19 protein-coding genes are annotated in these 22042 nt (G+C 30.0%); 1 reads left to right on the forward strand and 18 read right to left on the reverse strand.

Annotated features, from left to right (window positions below):
- Positions 1-74 precede the first annotated feature (74 nt).
- From JK634_RS10405 to namA, 18 genes are all read right to left on the reverse strand, one after another.
- Positions 75-1028 carry a hypothetical protein gene (locus JK634_RS10405; protein ID WP_202767581.1) on the reverse strand — a complete coding sequence of 318 codons (954 nt, stop codon included), beginning with the start codon at positions 1026-1028 and terminating at the stop codon, positions 75-77.
- A 282-nt stretch (positions 1029-1310) separates the two neighbouring features.
- Positions 1311-1673 carry a P-II family nitrogen regulator gene (locus JK634_RS10410; RefSeq protein WP_202767582.1) on the reverse strand — a complete coding sequence of 121 codons (363 nt, stop codon included), beginning with the start codon at positions 1671-1673 and terminating at the stop codon, positions 1311-1313.
- A 15-nt stretch (positions 1674-1688) separates the two neighbouring features.
- The gene (locus tag JK634_RS10415; protein WP_207753620.1) at positions 1689-2921 is read right to left on the reverse strand and encodes an ammonium transporter; all 1233 of its coding nucleotides are present in this window, start codon (positions 2919-2921) and stop codon (positions 1689-1691) included.
- A 440-nt stretch (positions 2922-3361) separates the two neighbouring features.
- Entirely contained in the window at positions 3362-4318 is a 957-nt protein-coding gene (locus JK634_RS10420) for a D-2-hydroxyacid dehydrogenase (protein ID WP_202767583.1), read from the reverse strand.
- Between the two features lie 36 nt (positions 4319-4354).
- Complete coding sequence (gene metH, locus JK634_RS10425) at positions 4355-8008, reverse strand: methionine synthase (protein ID WP_202767584.1); 3654 nt, start codon at positions 8006-8008, stop codon at positions 4355-4357.
- Positions 8009-8263: 255 nt separating this feature from the next.
- Complete coding sequence (locus JK634_RS10430; protein WP_202767585.1) at positions 8264-8662, reverse strand: hypothetical protein; 399 nt, start codon at positions 8660-8662, stop codon at positions 8264-8266.
- A gap of 77 nt (positions 8663-8739) precedes the next feature.
- Positions 8740-9285, reverse strand: a complete 546-nt coding sequence (locus JK634_RS10435; RefSeq protein ID WP_202767586.1) for a phosphatase PAP2 family protein — start codon at positions 9283-9285, stop codon at positions 8740-8742.
- Between the two features lie 102 nt (positions 9286-9387).
- Positions 9388-9768, reverse strand: a complete 381-nt coding sequence (locus JK634_RS10440; RefSeq protein WP_202767587.1) for a YkvA family protein — start codon at positions 9766-9768, stop codon at positions 9388-9390.
- 29 nt (positions 9769-9797) lie between these two features.
- On the reverse strand, positions 9798-10415 hold the full coding sequence (locus tag JK634_RS10445) for a carbonic anhydrase (protein ID WP_202767588.1): 618 nt from the start codon (positions 10413-10415) through the stop codon (positions 9798-9800).
- Positions 10416-10508: 93 nt separating this feature from the next.
- Positions 10509-11369 carry a 2-oxoacid:ferredoxin oxidoreductase subunit beta gene (locus JK634_RS10450; RefSeq protein ID WP_202767589.1) on the reverse strand — a complete coding sequence of 287 codons (861 nt, stop codon included), beginning with the start codon at positions 11367-11369 and terminating at the stop codon, positions 10509-10511.
- Between the two features lies 1 nt (position 11370).
- The gene (locus tag JK634_RS10455; protein ID WP_202767590.1) at positions 11371-13047 is read right to left on the reverse strand and encodes a 2-oxoacid:acceptor oxidoreductase subunit alpha; all 1677 of its coding nucleotides are present in this window, start codon (positions 13045-13047) and stop codon (positions 11371-11373) included.
- Between the two features lie 287 nt (positions 13048-13334).
- Complete coding sequence (locus JK634_RS10460) at positions 13335-16568, reverse strand: ligand-binding sensor domain-containing protein (RefSeq protein WP_202767591.1); 3234 nt, start codon at positions 16566-16568, stop codon at positions 13335-13337.
- A gap of 221 nt (positions 16569-16789) precedes the next feature.
- Complete coding sequence (locus tag JK634_RS10465) at positions 16790-17509, reverse strand: 4Fe-4S dicluster domain-containing protein (RefSeq protein ID WP_202767592.1); 720 nt, start codon at positions 17507-17509, stop codon at positions 16790-16792.
- A 164-nt stretch (positions 17510-17673) separates the two neighbouring features.
- Positions 17674-18006 carry a PadR family transcriptional regulator gene (locus JK634_RS10470; protein ID WP_202767593.1) on the reverse strand — a complete coding sequence of 111 codons (333 nt, stop codon included), beginning with the start codon at positions 18004-18006 and terminating at the stop codon, positions 17674-17676.
- Between the two features lie 11 nt (positions 18007-18017).
- Positions 18018-18701, reverse strand: coding sequence for a hypothetical protein (locus JK634_RS10475; protein ID WP_202767594.1), 684 nt, complete (start codon positions 18699-18701; stop codon positions 18018-18020).
- Positions 18702-18874: 173 nt separating this feature from the next.
- A complete protein-coding gene (gene clpP, locus JK634_RS10480; protein ID WP_202767595.1) occupies positions 18875-19459 on the reverse strand; it encodes an ATP-dependent Clp endopeptidase proteolytic subunit ClpP in 585 nt (194 codons plus the stop codon).
- Positions 19460-19483: 24 nt separating this feature from the next.
- Positions 19484-19867 (reverse strand): helix-turn-helix transcriptional regulator, encoded by a 384-nt coding sequence (locus JK634_RS10485; RefSeq protein ID WP_202767596.1) that lies wholly within the window; start codon positions 19865-19867, stop codon positions 19484-19486.
- A 120-nt stretch (positions 19868-19987) separates the two neighbouring features.
- On the reverse strand, positions 19988-21004 hold the full coding sequence (gene namA, locus JK634_RS10490) for an NADPH dehydrogenase NamA (protein WP_202767597.1): 1017 nt from the start codon (positions 21002-21004) through the stop codon (positions 19988-19990).
- 156 nt (positions 21005-21160) lie between these two features.
- Here namA and JK634_RS10495 point away from each other — a divergent pair, with 156 nt between their 5' ends.
- Positions 21161-22015, forward strand: coding sequence for a magnesium transporter CorA family protein (locus tag JK634_RS10495; RefSeq protein WP_202767598.1), 855 nt, complete (start codon positions 21161-21163; stop codon positions 22013-22015).
- Positions 22016-22042 lie beyond the last annotated feature (27 nt).

Below are 22042 nucleotides of genomic sequence, written 5' to 3' on the forward strand. Positions count from 1 at the left end.
AGTTAATTTAAATCAACCTATATCCCATTTACTATGTTTTTCTTTAATTATCTTCGATTTTTATTAGGAATATATTAAATAATTGTATTTCTTATTTCTTGAATTTCTTTATGAATTTCATCAACAATACTTTGTTCATTTTTACTTAAAAAGCCTAAAGACATTTCATATATTTCTATTTCTCTTTTATAGTTATCCTTTCTACTTCTTAACTTTTCTTCGTAAGGTCTATCTATAAAATCTTTAATTAACATGGAGTAATACTCCTGACTGCCAAACTCTTTTGCTAATTTTAATTTTTCTAGATAATATAAATCCTTCTTTTCTTTCTTAATAAGGTAATCAATTAATAAGTTAAAATATTCTCGTGAAGTGTCATATGCTTTTATTTTGCTAAAATATTTCTCATCATTTATTAATGACAAAATTATTTCTTCATTTACACCTAATTTTATTAACTTATCCTTTAACTCATATACTTTCCAGTACTTTTTAGATCTAATTGATAAATCTGTGTAAGTTTCATAAACTTCTTTTGTTGTAAATTCTACTTCTTCACTTAAAAGTATTAGAGAAATTAATTGTTCTAAACATTCAATGGCTTTATTCGTATTATGTACCTCAAAATTATATTTATACTCAAACCACAAGTCCCTTTGCCATAGAAATACCTTGTTTTTAATTCCTTCCTTATAATGTTCTCTTTTAGAAATATTATAAGACTTGTTCAAAAAAATAAATGAATCAAGAAATTCCCTTTCCATCTCAGCTATATAAGCTAGGTTCAAGTAAAAATCCTCTTTTTCCCCATATTTAGATAATGACCTATAACAAAATTCTTTTGCTGTGTCCAATTCTTCTAAGTTAATTGCACAGTCAATCATCGAAAAATAACATAGAAGTTCTTCATCATTCTCTTCAATTTCATCTAACGCTTTCATAAACATTTCAAAGGCATCTTTATATTTTTCCTCATTTTTTAATCTACTACCCTCATTTATTAGAAGTTGAAACTTCCCTCTTGACATTATCTCACCACCTTTCTTTTAATAATACTCTCTATATTATATGAATTTATTCTAGCCACTTCTTTGCTGAACTTTCAAAAATCAAGTTTCCGTATACATATTCTGAAATAAGCAACTACAACCGTCCATTTATCTCATCTACTTCTTGGTTGAACATTCCAAGAAGTATGATTCATAAATGTGGGTTTCGTAAGCTTATTTCTATTATACCAATAATTTGCAAAAAAGAAAAAGCTAGAGGTATAAGCGTTATACTTATACTTCTAGCTTTAAATTTATAAATTATTCTTTGTATTGAAGAGCGTCTCTACCTTCTTCTCCAGTACTTATTCTAACAACATTCTCAACATTATATACAAATATCTTTCCATCACCTATTTTTCCAGTATGAAGCACTTTTTTTGCTGTCTTTACTACTTCCTCAACTGGAACATCACATACAACAATCTCAACTTTCACTTTAGGTAATAGGTTTATATCTACAGTAGTTCCTCTATAAAATTCTTTGTGCCCCTTTTGTGTTCCACAACCTAACACGTTTGATACGGTCATACCTGTTATCCCAATTTCATTTAATGCATCCTTAAGATCATCAAATTTACTTTGAGAAGTGATAATATCAATTTTTGATAATTTTTGACTCATAATAATACCCCCTTATTAGCTTAATCCGCCGTAAGCTTCCTCTCCATGATTCGAAACGTCAACTCCAGCTTGTTCGTCTTCACTAGAAACTCTTAATCCAATAGTCTTATCAATAACTTTTAAGATTATAAATGTCATTACTGCTGCAAATGCTATAGTTGCGACAATAGCAATTAATTGAGCCCCTAATAAATGTATATTACCATAAATCAATCCATCTGCACCAGCTGAATTTATACTTTTTGATGCAAATATACCAGTTGCTATACCTCCCCAGATACCTCCTATACCATGGCATCCAAAAGCATCTAAAGCATCATCATAGTTTAACTTTGATTTTAATATTGTTACTGCAAAGAAGCATATGAATCCACCTATTGCACCAATTGCAATGGAAGACATTGGACTTACAAAACCTGCTCCAGGTGTAATAGCAACTAATCCAGCTACAAGTCCACTTGCTGCTCCAAGTGCAGTTATTTTTCCTCTGTGTATATATTCACCAATACTCCATGCAATTGCTGAAGCTGCTGCTGCTGTATTTGTTGTAATAAATGCATTAAATGCTACATCGCTTACCGAAAGAGCACTACCAGCATTAAATCCATACCATCCGAATAATAGTAATCCTGCTCCTAAAACTGTAATTGTAAGGTTATGAGGTGTAACAGTTTCTTTCTTTTTTCTTTGTCCTAAAACCAATGCTGCAACTAAACCTGAGACTCCAGAACTTATATGAACTACGTCCCCACCAGCAAAGTCTAATGCACCTAGATTTCTAATCCAACCGCCAACACCCCATACCCAGTGAGCTAGAGGATCATATACAAAGGTTGCCCATAGCAACATGAATAACATAAATGCCATTGTTTTCATTCTTTCAGCAATTGCACCTGAAATTAATGCCGGCGTTATAACTGCAAACATCATTTGAAACATCATAAATGCTTGATGAGGAATTGTACCTGCATAATCAGCATTTGGTTCAAATCCAACCCCGTTTAATCCTAAGAAATTAAATCCACCTAATATTCCATTAATGTCTGATCCAAAGGCTAATGTATATCCTATAAGTATCCATTGTATGGAAATAATTGCTATAGCACCATAACTGTGTAAGGTTGTACTTAATACATTCTTTCGTCTAACCATACCCCCATAAAATAATGCTAATGCTGGTGTCATTACTAATACTAATACTGTTGAAATAAAAACAAACACCGTATCTGCACCGTTAATTGCGTTCATAATAAAACCTCCCCTTAAATAAATCCCGAAATAATTTTGTATTATTACTATGTCTAAAATTTTACTATTCAATTGAACATTTGTCAAATAAATCATCATTTGATTGATATATTTTCATTATTTTTAGGGTTTTAATATCATTTTCTTATTTTAGTGATGTACAATTAACTCAATCTTTTTTTGTCTTTTTTTGTTTATAGCTAACAACAAAGCCTTAAAAAATACATTTCAACTTGTACATAAAAGACTAAATTTTATAATTTTAAGCAACCTCCCTTTGTAAACATTTACTCGTTTGAGAAAATTTAAAAGCTACACTAAAATAAATCTATTTTAGTGTAGCTTTAACATAAAACTTTTATACAGGGTTTTGAGTTCAACTAATAATTTATTCATGCCTGAACTTAAACAAGAATAAATTAAGTTTCCTATAAAAAAACCTATACTATTCTGTTTTTCTTCTCTCCATCATAAAACGCCTTAATATTATTTAATAAGTCCCTAAACAATCTTTCTCTAGCCTCTAAACTCGCCCAAGCTATATGAGGAGTAACTACTAGCTTTTGTTTATTTTTTATTTTAAGTAATGGATTATCTTCATTAATTGGTTCTACCTTAAACACATCTAGAGCTGCTGCCTTTATTAAATCCTCGTCTAAAGCCCTTGCTAAGTCCTCATCTACAACTATAGGTCCTCTTCCCATATTAATTAGTACAGCATTTTTTTTCATTTTAGAAATATTATCATAATTCATTAACCCCTGGGTTTTATCATTTAGAGGTGAATGAATTGATAAAATATCAGAAGTTCTTAATAGCTCATCTAACTCTACTCTTTTATAATCAGCGTTATTATTTTGACCAGATGTAGAGTAATATTGAACATTAGCACCAAATGCTTCTGCTATTTTTGCAACTTTTCTTCCTATTGCTCCTAATCCTACTATCCCCCAAGTCTTCCCTGATATATCATTATATTCTTTATCTAAATTAGTGAATATAGGACTTTTTGAATATTCTCCACTTTTGACGTAGTTATCATAATATGCAATTTCATCGTTAATATGAAGTAATGTAGCAAAGGTATGTTGAGCTACAGTATTTGTAGAATAACCTGCCACGTTTGTAACAGCTATATTTCTCTTTCTTGCATACTCCACATCGATATTGTTATACCCTGTTGCCATTTCACAAATAAGTTCTAATTTTGTATTTCCTGATAAATTACTTTCATTTAATACAACCTTATTAGTTAATATTACATTTGCATCTTTAACTCTTTCAGCTACTAATTCACTTGGAGTAATATCATAATACTTTACATCTCCAAATTCTTTTAAAAGCTCAAAATTTACTTTTCCCATTGTTCTACCATCTAAAATTACTATACTTTTCATATGTGCCTCCTATATCAAAAACATTACTAACTATTATTATAGCACATAACCTTTAAGTCTTTTAAGAATGGTTTGTATGTCTTCTCCTTTTCTACGGCTATAATCTTCAATCTGATCCATAGATAATTTTGTTAAATCAAAATACCTTGAACTTTTTGAAGCAAAATACAAACCACATACTGATGAAACTGGATTCATCATGTAATGTTCTGTTAGTGTAACTTTAATTTTTTCTGTTCCATCTAAAAGTTTAAATGCTTTTTCTATTTCTTTTTGATCCTTAAGTGAAGGATAACCAAAAGCAGGCCTAATTCCTCTATATTTACTTTGGAATATTTCTTTCATGCTTAAGTCTTCATTTTCTTCGTAAGCCCAAAATTTCTTTCTAATATCCTCGTGTAGTTTTTCTGCAGAAGCTTCAGCTAATCTATCACATAAGAGTTTCAGCATAATAGCACCATAGTCATCTCCTGAATCTTTAAGTTCCTTTTCATACTCATAAGCGCCGTCCCCTGCAGTCACTATAAATGCACCTATATAATCTTTTATATTTGAGGTTTTTGGTGCAATAAAGTCTGCCAAACTTAAATACTCGCCCTTATTACTTTGCCTTTGCTGACGTAGGAAATAAAATTTTTCTACTTCTTTATTATTCTCATCATATAAAGTAACTTCATCACCTTCTGAATTACATGGGAATATGCCATACACGCCCTTTGGAATTATCCTTCCATTTTCCTCAAGAGTATCTAACATTGAATTAGCATCTTCTAATAACTTCTTGGCCTCTTCACCATATTTCTCATCCTCTAATATTTCTGGGTAAGTTTTTTTCATTTCCCAAGCAATAAAGAAAAAAGTCCAATCAATATATCTTCTTAATTCCTTAATACTATAGCTTATCTCTTGTTTACCTATAACCTTTGGAATAGCTATATCTTCTTTTCTCCATTCCTGCTTTAATGCTTTTTCCCTTGCTTCTTCTATAGAAACGTTATTGATTTTAATATTATTATAAGTATCTCTTACTTCTTGATACTCTTCTTTAATTTTATTTATATATCCTTCTTTATCTTTAATAAGTTCTTTTAAAATCTCAACTGTTTTAGACGCATCTCCACCATAAATAACACCTTTTGAATAATTAGGTTCTATCTTTAGAGCTGTATGAGTTTTTGATGTAGTAGCTCCTCCAATTATTAATGGTATATCAAAATCTTGTCTTTCTAATTCTGATGCAACATGGGCCATTTCATCTAGTGATGGAGTAATAAGACCGCTTAAGCCTATAACATCTACTTCCTCTTCCTTAGCCCTTCTTAATATTTCTTCACAACTCACCATTACTCCCAAGTCAATAACTTCAAAATTGTTGCAAGCTAAAACTACTCCTACGATATTTTTACCTATATCATGTACATCGCCTTTTACAGTAGCTAGTAGAACTTTACCTGCTTTAGCTCCTGATTTTGAATTTTCTTCTTTAATAAATGGTAGTAATATTTCCACAGCCTTTTTCATAACTCTAGCTGACTTTACCACTTGAGGAAGAAACATCTTTCCATCTCCAAAAAGCTCTCCAACAATCTTCATACCATCCATTAATGGTCCCTCGATTATACTTAAAGCCATATATTTAGCTTCTCTTGCCTCTTCTAAATCAAAAATTAAATAGTCTCCATTCCCTTTAACTATAGAGTTGCTTAATCTCTTTTCTAAAGATTCATTTCTCCATAGTTCAACCTTTGTATCACTAGCTACTCCTTCACCTTTAAATCTTTCTGCTGCCTCTAAAAGTTCTTCACTTGCTTCTGGCTTTTTATTTAACACAACATTTTCTACAAGTTCTAATAAATCTTTTGGAATATCATCATATATTTTAATCATTCCAGGATTTACTATTCCCATATCCATCCCACTCTTAATAGCATGGTATAAGAAAACAGAATGCATAGCCTCTCTTATTGCATTATTTCCTCTAAATGAAAAGCTTAAGTTTGATACTCCTCCTGATACTTTTGCATATGGAAGATTTTCTTTTATCCATTTAGTAGCCTTTATAAAATCAACTGCATACCCATTATGCTCTTCCATTCCAGTTGCTATTGCAAGGATGTTAGGATCAAATATTATATCTTCTGGTGGGAATTTAATCTTTTCTGTTAATAAATCATAAGCTCTTTTACAAATAGCTTTCTTTTTTTCAAATGTATCTGCTTGCCCATTTTCATCAAAAGCCATTACTACAACCGCAGCACCAAAAGATTTAATTATTTTTGCTTTCTTTAAAAACTCCACTTCTCCCTCTTTTAAAGAAATAGAATTTACTATAGGTTTACCTCCTATAGATTCTAAACCAGCTAAAATAACTTCCCATCTTGATGAATCAATCATAATTGGTTTGCTTGCTATTTCTGGTTCAGATGCTAAAAGTTTAAGGAAATTCTCCATTTCTTCCTTTGCTTCTAAAAGGCCATCATCAAAATTTATATCTAAAACTTGAGCTCCATTTTCTACCTGATCTCTAGCTATTGCTAATGCCTCTTCATATTGCTTTTCTCTAATAAGTCTAGCAAATTTAGCTGATCCTGCTACATTTAGTCTCTCACCAATATTTATGAAATTATTTTCTTCTCTAGCTTCTAGTAACTCTAACCCTGCATATTTACTATAAATTTTTATTTCCGGAAAATTTCTTGCTCTATATTCACTTACTAGTTCACTAATTGCTTTAATATGTTCAGGCGTAGTACCACAGCATCCACCAACTATATTTAAACAATTATCTTCTAATAATTCTTTAAGATTTTCAGCTGTAACCTCAGGAGTTTCGTCATATTCTCCTAATACATTTGGCAATCCTGCATTAGGATAAACTGATATAAATAACCCTTGGCTTTTAGCTAACTCTTTTACAAATGGAACTAACTCTTTAGCCCCAAAGGAGCAGTTTAACCCAATAGAAATAACATACTCACTATTCATAGATGCACAAAAAGCTTCTAAGGTCTGTCCTGATAGTATTCTTCCACCTTTGTCATTAATCGTGCCTGATATCATAATTGGAAGAGCTTTATTTTTTTCTTCAAAGACTTCTTCAGCAGCAATAATTGCGGCTCTAGCGTTTAATGAATCAAATATAGTTTCAATTAATAGTAAATCCACGCCTCCATCTACAAGTCCTTTAATTTGTTCTTTATAGGATTCCTTAACTTGTGTAAAAGTAACGCTTCTATAAGCAGGATTTTCTACTTCTGGAGACATTGATAATGTCTTATTTGTAGGTCCTACAGAACCAGCAACATATCTATATCTATCTTTTGTAGTATATAAGTCCGCAACCTCACGCGCTATTTTCGCACTATTAAGATTAATATCATAAACCAAATGCGTAAGTTCATAATCCTCTTGAGAAATTATAGTACTATTAAAGGTATTTGTCTCAATAATATCTGCCCCTGCTTCCAAATAACTCTTATGTATTTCTTTTATTATATCTGGATTCGTTAAAGATAATATATCATTATTTCCCTTTTGCTCTTTTGGAAAATCCTTTAATAATTCCCCTCTATAATCCTCTTCATTAAGCTTGAAAGATTGAATACTAGTTCCCATTGCCCCATCAAGAACTAAAATTCTTTCTTCTAAATCCTTAACTAATCTTGAATTTTTAAATAAATGCCCCCTCATACTTACCTCCATTATTTCAAAATTATATTTCTTTATTTGTGGTATAGGGTTTTTTATAGGAAACTTAACTTATTCTTACATAAATAAGTTATTAGTTAAACTTAAAACCCTATATTTTCATTTATTATACTATACAAAGACCACCAATTCTAGTAAATACCTATATATAAAATAGGATATACAAAAAATCGATTATTTATATTAATTAAATAATCGATTTTTTACTAATTAATTTAATTTTAAAAAATAATAATCCTACTCCCATGAACTATAATTATTGATGTAAGTTAATGCTTCAAGTCCACACACAGGACATGCGATGTCCTTTATCTCATTGTAATCAATTACTTTTTTAAGCTTGCTTCCACAATTACTGCAAAACATCTCCTCTTCATAGGAAATTCCTTCAGAAAATTCTACTTTAAGTATACTTTTATCAATTATATTTTTACAATCACTACAATAAAATAATTGTCTTACAACAGTATATCTCTCTATTGGGTACTCTTCATTTATCTGTTTTACTATTCTTATGCATTTTTTATCAGAAGTTTTTAAAATTTCTTCTAATTGAGGCAAATATGCCCCTTTACCCAATAGAAATTCTTGAGAAAAGTGGCAGTTATTACACCTAATGATAACCCCATTACCCATTGCTCAACACGACCTTATTTAATACTATAGTATATCTATATTACATAAGTAACACTTTATTCATATATAATTAAAATTTATCCTATAATAAATAGTTTTTTCTCAAATTTTTTAAAGATGTATTTTATTAGTATAGCCATACCTATACCAAGCACAGCTCCTCCTAAAACATCACTCAAATAATGAACCATTAGATAAACCCTAGAAAATCCTATTATTATAGCTAAGGAAAATATTATTACTCTATATTTTTTAAAATATGAACTTAAAATTGTTGCAGCTGTAAAAGAGCTGGCAGTATGTCCTGAAGGAAAGGAAAACCCACTTGGAGCCTTAATTAAAAGCTTTATTTCGTGTATGCTTATAAATGGCCTTTCTCTTCTAACTAAATTTTTTATTCCTATTTCTCCAACCAAGTAAGTTACTAGTAACGCAACTAAAGTAATAACTCCTATTTTTCTATATTTTTTTTGTGTAAGCAAGATAATAGATACTATAATCCATACTAGTCCTCCATTGCCTAAGTATGTGAAAACTGGCATAATCGTGTTAAATAACTTATTATCTAAATTATTTTTAATAAAATCTATAGTTCCTAAATCTATATAATTAATAAACCCCATAAAAAATCCTCCATAAATAATAAATCAATTCTAGAATATAAGAACTTTTATGTCAAATTAAAAAAGGCTTAAATTAGCCTTTTAAATTTTCTTATGTTCTTATTAAAATATTTTATCTTCTACAATTATTAATGATTTAGGATCAACCTTATTAAACCATGTATTTAATTTTCTTTTTGCCTTATCTTTAACTTCCTGATCAATATGTCTTGATATTTTCATTATTGCAAATGCTAATGCTGCAAAATCGTCACTATAGCCTGCAAAAGGTATGAAATCAGGGATTGCATCAAAAGGAAGTATAAAATAACCTAAAGCACTAACTACAATAGCTCTATCTTTCATTGAGATTTCTGGTTTTTGTAAGGTATAAAAAAGTACTAATACCGAATAAATTACTTTAATTCCTGCACTTTTTGAATAATGTTTAGCTTTTTCTAATAACTTACTTTCAGAAAAATATTTACTATAATCCTTTTTCATAATTCTTACCTCCATAAATTTAATAACACTTATGAAATCACGTCTAATATTTCTACCTTTCCGTCAAAGTTATATATAGCAGAAGCAACAATTAATCTTCCATCTTTTATTGCGTCAGTAACTATACTACTTTTAAGTATTTCCTTCAGGGTATTACCAATATTCTCAATTATACTTTCTTGATATAAGTCCTTATAAACTCTTGTTTTTACTCTTTTAATTGATGGAGAAATTCTTTCAAGTATAGATTTTATTTCTCCTTGATATTTTCCTTCTCCTTTTTCATACTCTATGGCAACATTAACAGCTGCACATCCCTGGTGGCCTAATACCATAAGTACAGGTATATTGACTGCCGTTATCCCATACTCAATTGATCCCAAAGCTTCACTGCTAATTATATTTCCAGCTAATCTTATTTCAAATATATCTCCAAGTCCTTGATTAAAAATTATTGTTGGAGTAATTCTTGAATCCGAACAAGATAATATTGTTGCAAATGGATTTTGCCCCTCTTCTAAGCTTTTTATCATTGCTTCTGATATATCAACTTCCGCATAATTTTTCTTATGATAAAATCTCTCATTTCCCTCTATAAGCTTATCTAAATAATACCTTGCCGTTCGAACATTATTCATATCTTTCATTTGTTTTAGCCCCTTTATTTTAAATTTATTGATATTATATCATAAAAATAAGGCTTGTAAATATGATTATACAAGCCTCTCTTATTTTATAGATTACTTAAACTCATTTAAAAATTTTTCTACATCCTTAACTTGCCACTTTCTATCAATTATAGGTGGCTTATTTTTAATTACAGGATGTAAGTCTTCAAAAGTTGCCTTTCCTTCTTCCTTGTATAAAATACCTGTAGGTATCTTATCTCCAAATTCTAGTGCTTTTTCCATTGCCTTAACTCTATCTGTTGCATCATAATCCTTAGGCAATCTATATACCCTATCTTTATACCACTTAAAAGTATTTACTTTATTAAAGCTAACACAGGGTTCTAATACATCTACTAATGCATAGCCCTTATGGTTTATAGCCTCTTTTAAAACCCTTACAAGGGTTTCCTTATCTCCTGAAAATGCCCTTCCTATAAATGTAGCCCCTGCTGCCAATGCCACTGCAAGTGGATTTATAGGATTTTGAATTACTCCTTCAAATTGCATAGAAGTTATCTGCCCTAGAAATGTAGTTGGAGATCCTTGACCTTTTGTTAATCCATATATCTGATTATCTCCAACAATTTGAGTAATATTTAAATTTCTTCTTATTGCATGCAAGAAATGATTTCCGCCTTCACCATAGGCATCTCCATCTCCTCCTACAACAATAACTTTCAAATCCTTATTTACAAGCTTTATTCCTTGAGCTGGTGGAAGTGCTCTTCCATGTAGTCCATTAAATCCATTTACTTTTAGATAATGTGGCATCTTTGCAGCTTGACCAATCCCCGAAACTACAACTGCCTCATGTGGCTCTATTTCAAGTTCCGCTAAGGTTTCTTTTATCCCTTCTAAAAGCCCAAAATTTCCACAACCTGGACACCAAGCATTTTCATCTTTTGATTCAAATATTTTTATATCAAGCATATTATTTCACCTCACTTTTTATCCTTTCAACTAATTCGTACCCATTTATCTGTCTACCATCGTATTTTAGGATACTTGAATCCATTAGAATACCTGTTTCTTGGGTTATTAACTTTCCTAATTGACCTGTAAAGTTTTGTTCTACATTTATAAACTTAACCTTACCTTTAAATTTTTCTAATGTTCTTTTAGGCAAAGGATAAATATCTCCGAAGCTTAAAGCACCAAATCTATCTTCCTCTTTATTTAGTAGTTCAACTGCTTCTTTTAAGGCTCCATAAGTTGAGCCCCATCCTATTAATATCAATTCAGGCTTTTCACTTCCCATATATATAGGTTCCTCAATATCACTTTCAATCAACTTTTGCTTTTTCATTCTCTTTTTCATCTGTTCAATTCTTACTTTTTCCGATTCTGTTATATGAGAGTCTTCATTATGCTCATCTGAATCTACCAAAACTGTCTGCCCTTTTATTTTTCCTGGAACAATTCTTGGAGATATTCCATCATCTGTTAGCAAATACCTCTTATATTCTTCTCCCGCTTGGAAGTCATCCTCTCGCCATTTACCTCTATCTATAGTGAGCTTATCTAAATTGAAATATGGAACTGTAACCTTTGCATCTGCTAAATATTGATCAGTTAATAAAACAACAAGAGTTTGATATTTCTCTGCTATATTTAAGGCTTTAAAAGTCTGATAAAATGCATCTTCAGCGTTTCTTACCGACAATACTGCTCTGGGGAATTCTCCTTGAGATGCGGTTAATAAAAAACTTAAATCACTTTGTTCAGTTCTTGTTGGAAGACCAGTAGCTGGCCCAGGTCTTTGAGAGTCTAGTACTACTATTGGTGTTTCAGTAATACCTGCAAGTCCAAAAGCTTCAACCATCAATGTTACTCCTCCACCAGATGAACCTGTCATTGCTCTCGCACCAGCATAAGATGCACCTATTGCCATATTTAATGCCGCTATCTCATCCTCCACCTGTTCAACTACAATTCCTGCTTGAAGTTGTTTCTTTGATAAATATGTCATTACTGAAGTTGCTGGTGTCATAGGATAACCACAATAAAAATTTAGTCCTCCTGCTAATGCTCCTAATGCTATTGAAGTATTACCATCTAAAAGCAAGTTTTTTTGATCCCCTAAGGGTTTAAGTTCGTATTTTTTATTTACCAATTCATACCCCTTGGTTAAAGCTTTTAGATTGATATCTCTTATTTCAGCAGCAAACTTTTTAGGAAAAACATCTTCTATTTTATCCAGAGATATTCCAAAAAACTTAAGAATAGCTCCTAGTCCTACCATTCCTAAAGCTTTTGATAACTTAAGTTCTAAAGAAATTTTCTTAAGTGGTAGTGTTTTAACCCTGTCATCTTCAGAATTTATTCCCTCATCTATGATTGCTATTCCGCCAGGAGATAATCTTTCAAGATGTATATCTAATGTATTTTTGTCTAACGCAAAAATAAAATCTAGCTTTGGAGAATGACTGTATATAGGCTCATCTCCAAACCTTACTTGAATAAAATTGTGTCCTCCTCTTACTCTAGACATATAATCTTTATTTGAAAAAACATTATATCCTTTTAACTTTAGTATTTTTTCTAAAAAATCACTTATGGTGTCCATCCCTTGTCCTGCGGCTCCACCAATTAATATATTATACTTCACGTTTCATGCCTCCTTGTATTTTTGTATATATTAAAAATCATTAATTTCTTTTATACCTTCATTATAATTGATATTTGTTATTAATCAATAATTATTATCGCTCATTTCCAATGATTAGCATGCCCCTGGAGGGTATATTGCAATTTATCTTTAATTGGCATTTGTTTTCATTTATATGCTTTATTTATTAAAATGTGTAAAATATTATTAATTCTTTAAATGTAAAATAAAAATGACCTAATGAATATCATTCCTCTAAGAATGGTATTTTTCATTAGGTCATTTTTTTAATTTTCCACTTCTATATTTGTAGGTAATGTTATTATAAATTCACTACCCTTTCCTACCTCACTGCTAACTCTAATGTCTCCTCCATGTAAAGTGACTAAATGTTTTACTAGTGTCAATCCTAAGCCGCTTCCTCCATGTTCTTCAGTAATCGTGTTATAGGCCTGTGCAAATCTATTAAATATTATATCTATATATTCTTTCTTTATTCCAACGCCTGTATCCTTAACTGAAATTTCAATCTTATCATGTAAGTCTAATATTCTAATATAAATAGACCCATTTTCCGGAGTAAATTTTACTGCATTTCCTATTAAATTTATTATACATTTTTCAATTTCATTTGCATCACATAGGATTTGTTTTTCTTCAACTTCCGGATCTATTATAAGTTCTAACCCATTACTTTCAATAAAGTCTTTCATGGAAAGTGCAACTTCTTCTACTAAATATACGATATCTACTTTCTCCAAGTTAAGCCTATAATTTCCCGATTCTATTCTAGATGTATCTATAATGTTATTTATATTTTTTAATAATCTATTAGAGTTCTTATCTAAAACCTCCACGTATTGCTCAATTTTATCCTTCTTTAACTTATTTTCTTGGTTTAATGTTCTTATAAGCTGAATAGAAGATAATATAACATTAAGAGGTGTCCTTAATTCATGGGATAAATTTATAAAATAGTTATTCTTATATCTTTCATTTTCTATAACTTTATTATATAGAACTTTATTTTCTTGAAGTTCTTTATTTAATTGTACCGTCCTTTGATTTACCATGTTTTCAAGTATATAAACATAATTCCAAATTAGATAAATTACTAAAGCAAGTAACATAGCATATAAAAAATATGCTCCTGGTGTTTTCCAAGGCGGATTATTAACATTTATCTCTATTTCCGTTGGTGCACTCCATATCCCTGATGAATTTCTTGCCTTAACTTTAAAAACATATTTTCCTGGATCTACATTTGTATACATTGCATAGTTTCTGTTATCGGATTCTACCCAATCTTTATCTACCCCTTCTAGCATATATTCATATTTTATTTTTTTAGTATTTCTATAATCAGGAAGAAAGTAGCTGATTGTAAAATAATTTTCGTTATACTTCAAATCTATGTTTTGTGTAAAATCAATGGCTTTATCATAAATTTTAAAGGAACTAACTCTAACATTCGTTAAATAATAGTTTTTAACTACATTTTCTGGATAAAAATTATTAAATCCATTAATTCCTCCGAAAAACATTTCACCAGACTTGCTTTTATAAAATGAGTATGCATTAAATTCAGTACTTTGAAGGCCATCTGAAACATCATAGTTTATTACTCTATTGCTACTCATATCAATTTTTGATATTCCGCCATTTGTACTTACCCATGGATTATTCTCTTTATCAATTAATACCCCATAGCAATAATCATTAGCCAAACCTTGGTCTTCAGTATATCTAGTAAATTCCTCCTTGCTTACATTAAATGAATTCAAGCCATGATTTGTGGCAATCCAAATGGTTCCCTTACTGTCCCCATTTATTGATTTTATACTATTTATACTTAACGACTTAGGATTATTTATTTCGTTTTTATATATCCTAAGCTTGTCCGTCCTTCTATTATATTTAATTAATCCTCCATCAAGTCCGCATCCAAACCACATATTGCCGTTTATATCTTCATAAATGGAAGTAATCAATTTATCAGTAATATTGCTAACAGATAATAAATCTGTATATGTAAAGACTTCTGTTTTAGGATTAAACGCCGCTAACCCATTTCTAGTACCAATCCATAATAATCCTTCGCTATCTATGTATAAAAATCTGCTCTCACTGCTTACTAAGCCATTTGTTAATTCACTCAAATCATATCTTTTAAATTTTCCTGTCTCTTTATCAAATCTATTAAGTCCATTTGAAGTTGCTATATATACATATTTATCTCCGTATCCTGTTATTCCCCAAACGCTATCACTGCTTATGCTATTCTCATCAGTTGGAGAAAACATGTAATGACTTACTTTTCCAGTCTTTCTATCCATTGAGTTTAGTCCACCTTCACTGGTACCAACCCATAGAACCCCTTCATTATCTTCATAAAAACCTTCAATTTCATTATCATTAAGACTATTATCATCAATTGGATTCTTTTTGAAATGATTAAAGCTGTTTATGGGATTAAAATAACTTACCCCATTATATGTACCTATCCACATTATGCCGGATTCATCTTGATATATTGAGAGAACAACATCATTTACCAAGCTTTGACTATCATAAAATTTGTTATTATATACTGCAAAATTATCAGTATCTTTTTTATATATTGCTAGTCCCTTGTCTGTACCCACCCAAATATTATTGTCCTTATCTTTATATAGACATTCAACCGAATCTGATGGCAAAGACATATTATCACTCTCATTATTTACATATGTTTTAAATACATTATTACTAATGTCATACACACTTAACCCACCGCCGTTAGTTGCAATCCATATTTTATTGTCATAGTATAAAAGACGTTTAATATAATCATTTTTTAGTTGAGTATTTTCATTTTCATTAGTGAATCTCTTGAATTTTTTTGTTTTTACATCATAAAAATTAAGACCATCTTTGGTTCCAATCCATGCATTTCCATTATCATCAAAGGTTAATGCTGTTACAAAATTATTACTTAATCCTATTTCTACATCTTTACTATAGAAGTACTTCTTAAATGTTTCATTTTTTTTATCAAATATATCTAATCCATTTTCAGTACCAATCCAGATATCTCCGTTTTTATCCTCTGTTACTGCCCATATATTATAGTGCGATAGTCCCTCGTTACTATTATTCATTCCGTACTTTTTAATTAGTTTTCCATCTTTGTTTAACTTATTTAGACCATTACTTGTTCCTACCCAAAAATTATCTTCCTCATCCTCGATCATATCTGAGATATAACTAGAACTTATGCTATCATTTTGTTTATCACTATACTTTAATATTTTGAATTCTTGGCCGTCAGTCCTATTTAATCCATCTGACGTTCCAAACCACATGTATCCACTTTTATCTTGTAGTATTGTTTGAACAGAAGCTTGTGATAATCCATCATCTATTGTTATTCTACTAAAATTAATCTTTGGATTGTTATAAGCAAAGGTTACAACAGATAAATTTAAACCCAAGCTACAAACCATTAGAAATAATATACATCTTCTTGCTATATTTCTCATTTTTCCTCCGAATTTGTTTAATATATCTCATCTTTCGCTAAACTTTAAAATTTTACAAATATCTATCATTATACCAAAATTATTAATTAGTGTGTGAATAATATATTTAAATTTACATTTTTGTATTAAATGCAATATACTAGTAATTTATACTAGTATTAATTTAAAGCAAATAAAAATAAGCTTGTCTTAATGACAAGCTTATTTTCTCCTTAAAATATTTATATAATTCTTCCATCTGTTCCGATAGTTATTGTCTCCCAAGGAACTACTTTCTCACTCTTTAGCATCGCCCTTTTAACTGCTTCTACTAAACCTCCACAACAAGGAACTTCCATTCTAACAACCTTTATACTTTTAATTTTATTATTTTCTAAAATAGCTGAAAGTTTTTCTGAGTAGTCCACCGAATCTAGTTTAGGACATCCTATAAGTGTGATTTTACCTTCCATTATATTATGCATATCTCTATATGCAAAAGCAGTACAATCTGCTGCTATTAAAAGCTCTGCATCTCTAAAAAATGGTGCATTAGGTGGTACTAATTTTATTTGGCATGGCCACTGAGCTAGGGCTGTTTCTCTTTCTTCTTTATCTTGTACTTCAACCTTTTTCGAATTATTCTTTTTATTCATCTCAACTTTTGTTGATGGACATCCAAAAGGAGTAAAGTCAAAGATATCCTTACTTTTAGTTAAATTTTTCTTTCTAATTCTTTCCTGTACTGCATCATCATCATATTCCTCAGCATCTCGTTCAATTATATTTATTGCATCCATTGGACATCCTGGAAGGCAATCTCCAAATCCATCACAATAGATATCACTTACCAAGGTTGCTTTTCCATCTATAAGTTCTAATGCTCCTTCATGACAAGCAGTAATACAAATTCCACATCCATTACATTTTTCTTTATCTATACTAACAATTTTTCTTTTCATTTTGATTCCTCCACCTATAATTTATAACTAAATTATAGGTTATGAGATGAATCAATTCAGTAACTAATGTTACAATTATCACGGTTTTTTATTTTTATTAATGATATAATTAAGAATTTATATTCATAAAAATATCCATCGATCATGAAATATTTAATAAATTTCTACTCTATATCTCCATTAATGATTGCATTAATATTTTGTGTTAAATAACCCCAGGCCTCTAAGAAATCATTCAATTCCTGAACACCCTTATCCGTAAGTTTGTAGTATTTTCTAGCTGGCCCAAAAGCTGAAGCTTTCATGGTACTAGTTATTAGTCCATTTTTCTGAAGTCTTGTATACAAAGGATATAAAGTTCCTTCTGAAATGTCTGAGAATCCATTTTCTTTAAGTAATCTAGCTATTTCATAACCATATATCTCTTCTTTTAGATCGATGATTTTTAAGACACAACCCTCTAAACTTCCTTTTAATAATTGTGATTTATTATTCATTATTCGTCACCTTAATCCAGCTTATTTTCAAGTACTTTAAGAATCAAATAAAAAGCACCAACACCAATAATATATATAAATAAGTTTATATCAAACAATACTTGCCTAAATAACAACTTACTTACTACGAATATCCATATGGTACAAAAAAATACAATATACATTTTTAATGTCCATTTTCTATCTTCTTTCTTTGTTCCATGATTAAGAATCCAAGAGGCTTTAGGTAGGGTTTTTATAGCTAAACTAATAACTAAAAATGCAATAATAGTATCTATTATCATGGATACTGTAACTGGAACAGCAAATGATATAACCTTTTCTTTTATCCATAATGGGATTAAGTAACCAAAAAGCATTTCCCAAACTCCAGTAAAAGCACCCATAACTATAGCTATTTTCGTCGATACTAAAACTATCTTTTTCAATAAGCTATAATTATCTCTTACTTCTCTTATATATTCATTACAAAATTCATCAATATTATCCGTTCCAAGTACTGTTTTTATATCTTTCCCCTCTTTTTCTGCTTGAAGAAAAAGTGATAAGCAATGATGATTAAACTCTTCTGCATCTTGCTCCTGTAATTTAGAGAAACGTATTTTTAACTTTATTTCATCAAACAAAGCTTGATTTTCTTCATTTAGTTTTGGACCATATTCATTCATTTCTTTAATTAGGTCATTAGTTTTCATAAAATTTCTCCTCTCACCACTTTAATGTTTTGCAAGGTATTATGCAATGCATAATAGTTCTTAACTATATGGTAATGTATAGTAGTGAGAATGTCAATTATTTTTTCCAAATATTTATAAAATGAAAAGAGTAAAAATCTTTTAGATTTCTACTCTTAACTATTTACACTCTATTATTTTATTAGAATATTATCTATTATCCCATACTCTAGTGCTTCCTCTGGAGACATAAAATAATCTCTTTCCATATCTTTTTCTACCTTCTCAATAGATTTGCCTGTATTTTCACTATATATCTTATTGATTCTCCTCTTAGTTTTTAGTAGCCAATCAGCATGAATCTTTATATCTGTCGCCTGTCCTTGAAAACCTCCTTGAACTGATGGCTGATGTATAAGAATTTCACTATTAGGAAGTGCAAATCTTTTTCCTTTTGCCCCTGCAGTAAGTAAAAAAGATTCCATGCTAGCTGCCATGCCTAAACATATTGTAGATACATCTGGCTTAATATATTGCATAGTATCATAAATAGCCATTCCTGCAGTAATTGATCCTCCTGGACTATTAATATAAAAATGTATATCCTTATCTGGATCATCTGACTCTAAAAATAATAATTGGGCTACTATTATATTAGCTGAAGCATCAGTTACTTGGTCATTTAACATTATTATCCTATCTTTTAATAGCCTCGAGTATATATCATAAGTACGTTCCCCTAAACTTGTCTGTTCAATTACAACTGGTACATAACTCACATAAATCCCTCCTTAAAATATCTATCAAGCTACCATAGAAAGCTTGCTTATACCCTTATTTCTTGAACTAATTAATGCAATCTTACTTCTATTTTCTCTAAACTCCCTTGGAGGTACCCCATATACCTTTTTAAAAGCTTTTGTAAAAGTTTCTTGCGAACCGAACTGATATTTTAATGCAATATCAACGATTTTATTATCTGAACTAATGAGCTCATTAGCTGCCTCTTCAAGCCTTCTTTTTCTTACATATTCAGCTACTGGTTCACCTACAATTGCATGAAAAATTCTATGATAATGATACTTTGATAGGAATGCTTTATCAGCTAGTTCCTTAAGTTCTATTTTTTCCTTTAGATTATTTTCAATATATTTAATAGACTCCCTAATACATAAATCATGCTCCATGTTAAATCACCTACCTAAGTTACTCTTTTACTTTATTATATTTTAATTGTTTTTATAAATCCTGTCTTTTTTTGCTCAATTAAAAAGACTGTAGCAAAAATCTACTACAGTCTTTCCTTATTAAAATCCTCTTTTATATTGATAAGGAATTAAATCTTCCCTTCCTACTTCTTTTGCCCATCTTAATACTAAATAAGGCTCTCTAAGTAATGGTCTTGCTAAAAATACAAACTCACTTCTTTCATTACCTAGAATTTCTTCTACCATATTTCTATCTAGAATTAATCCTCCTGCCATAACTGGTAAGCCAGTTTCCTTTTTAACGACCTCTGCAAATTTCACTTGATATCCTGGATAAAGATTTATGGCTGCTGGAACAACTGCACCTGCACTTACATTAATTAAATCTATTCCATAATTTTTAACTAGATTTATTATCTTCGATATATCCTCAGGTGTATTTCCACCTTCAGTAAAATCTGAAGCTGAAACTCTTAGTACTACTGGCATATTCTCTGGAATTACTTCCTTTATTTCTTTAAGAACCTCATCTAAAAACTTTGCTCTTTTTTCTAAGGTTCCACCATATTCATCATCTCTTTTATTTGATAATGGTGATAGAAACTCATTAATTAAATATCCATGAGCACCATGTATTTCAATAAAGTCAAAGCCAGCTTTTACGGCTCTTCTCGCTCCATTTTTAAAGGCTTCTACAACTTCTTTTATTTCATTAACTGATAATTCCTTAGGAGTTTTGCTTTTATCATCAAATGGGATTGCTGATGGCGCAACGATTTCCCCTGTAAATTCTGATTTTCTACCTGCATGAGCTATTTGGATACCAATAGGTGTTCCATTTTTTTTAACAGAATCAACTAGTTTCTTTAAGCCATCTATATGTTCGTCTTTCCAAATACCTAAATCTCTTTGAGATATTACTCCTCTCTCCTCAACTGCTGTAGCCTCAATAACAATTCCACCTACACCACCAATTGCTCTTGTTACATAATGATGTATGTGAAAATCCTTTACTTCTCCAGTAATATCACTAGAATACATACACATTGGTGCCATTATAACCCTATTTTTAAATTCTAAATCTTTAATTTTAAATGAATCAAAAATCTTAGCCATCTTCTAACCTCCTGTTACTTATATTTATTTATAATTATTATAGTTCTATTAAATTAAAAGTAAAGCTGAATTTTTACAATAAATTCTTATAAATATTTAAAGGCTTTATGTTAAACTATACTTACATATAATTTAAAATTATATCTGGAGGTTTATATGGGTACATTAATTTACTCTGATTTTACAATAGAAGAAAATAGCGAATGGGATAAAGATATTCCTGACCTTATATGCTACTTAATGGACAAAAATGATGACTTTAGTATTAATAGTGAATTTGTTAGCAACATCCACAACGACATAGTTGTTAAGAATAAAGATAATCTCTTTATGAGAATTCCTTTTTATCATGACAATAAAAATATACATATTCATGCAGTAATTGAAGATGATATCCTGATAGTTAATTATAATGACGTTGACTTCATAGAATATTTAAAAGAAAAATGGTCTTTATATCAGAATATAAGCTGGAGGATTATTTTACTTCAATTATTTCAATATTTCTCCATTACATATACAGAAAAGTTAATAAAGATTGAAGGTCTATTAGATGATCTTTTTGAAAATGCTGTTTATAAAGATGACATTAATCTTAAAGAACTGCTTTCAATAAAAAAAGAAATTTCTATTATGAAGAGAAATACAACTTTCTATAGATCTATGCTTAGTTATCTTGAAGAAGAATTTAATGATTTAGCGTTATTTGATAAAATATCCTTTATATTAGATAATACCTTTATATTAGTTGAAAATGTAGAAACATCTATTTTCTCATGTATAGATATATATAACTCAGTTTCTTCTAATAAAATGAATAAAACGATGCAATTATTAACCATAATCACAGTTATATCTTTACCTGCAACAATAGTAACAGGAATTTTTGGAATGAATTTTGAAAATATGCCATTAATAAATCGTCCTTTTGGATTTATTTTATCAATGATTGTATTGATGATTGTTATATTGTTTGAAGTATACTTTTTTAAAAAGAGAAAATACCTATAATTAATAAAGCAGTTAGACACTTAAGGG

The sequence above is a fragment of the Clostridium paridis genome (genome assembly GCF_016765615.1).
GTDB lineage: Bacteria > Bacillota > Clostridia > Clostridiales > Clostridiaceae > Clostridium_T > Clostridium_T paridis.

Coding starts and splice junctions, on each gene's coding strand:
- JK634_RS10410 (WP_202767582.1), bottom strand. CDS start 1,673: ATGAGTCAAAAATTATCAAAAATTGATATTATCACTTCTCAAAGTAAA.
- JK634_RS10420 (WP_202767583.1), bottom strand. CDS start 4,318: ATGAAAAGTATAGTAATTTTAGATGGTAGAACAATGGGAAAAGTAAAT.
- JK634_RS10430 (WP_202767585.1), bottom strand. CDS start 8,662: ATGGGTAATGGGGTTATCATTAGGTGTAATAACTGCCACTTTTCTCAA.
- JK634_RS10435 (WP_202767586.1), bottom strand. CDS start 9,285: ATGGGGTTTATTAATTATATAGATTTAGGAACTATAGATTTTATTAAA.
- JK634_RS10460 (WP_202767591.1), bottom strand. CDS start 16,568: ATGAGAAATATAGCAAGAAGATGTATATTATTTCTAATGGTTTGTAGC.
- JK634_RS10405 (WP_202767581.1), bottom strand. CDS start 1,028: ATGTCAAGAGGGAAGTTTCAACTTCTAATAAATGAGGGTAGTAGATTA.
- JK634_RS10445 (WP_202767588.1), bottom strand. CDS start 10,415: ATGAAAGATATGAATAATGTTCGAACGGCAAGGTATTATTTAGATAAG.
- JK634_RS10485 (WP_202767596.1), bottom strand. CDS start 19,867: ATGGAGCATGATTTATGTATTAGGGAGTCTATTAAATATATTGAAAAT.
- JK634_RS10475 (WP_202767594.1), bottom strand. CDS start 18,701: ATGAAAACTAATGACCTAATTAAAGAAATGAATGAATATGGTCCAAAA.
- JK634_RS10450 (WP_202767589.1), bottom strand. CDS start 11,369: ATGCTTGATATAAAAATATTTGAATCAAAAGATGAAAATGCTTGGTGT.
- JK634_RS10440 (WP_202767587.1), bottom strand. CDS start 9,768: ATGAAAAAGGATTATAGTAAATATTTTTCTGAAAGTAAGTTATTAGAA.
- JK634_RS10465 (WP_202767592.1), bottom strand. CDS start 17,509: ATGAAAAGAAAAATTGTTAGTATAGATAAAGAAAAATGTAATGGATGT.
- JK634_RS10470 (WP_202767593.1), bottom strand. CDS start 18,006: ATGAATAATAAATCACAATTATTAAAAGGAAGTTTAGAGGGTTGTGTC.
- namA (WP_202767597.1), bottom strand. CDS start 21,004: ATGGCTAAGATTTTTGATTCATTTAAAATTAAAGATTTAGAATTTAAA.
- JK634_RS10495 (WP_202767598.1), top strand. CDS start 21,161: ATGGGTACATTAATTTACTCTGATTTTACAATAGAAGAAAATAGCGAA.
- metH (WP_202767584.1), bottom strand. CDS start 8,008: ATGAGGGGGCATTTATTTAAAAATTCAAGATTAGTTAAGGATTTAGAA.
- JK634_RS10415 (WP_207753620.1), bottom strand. CDS start 2,921: ATGAACGCAATTAACGGTGCAGATACGGTGTTTGTTTTTATTTCAACA.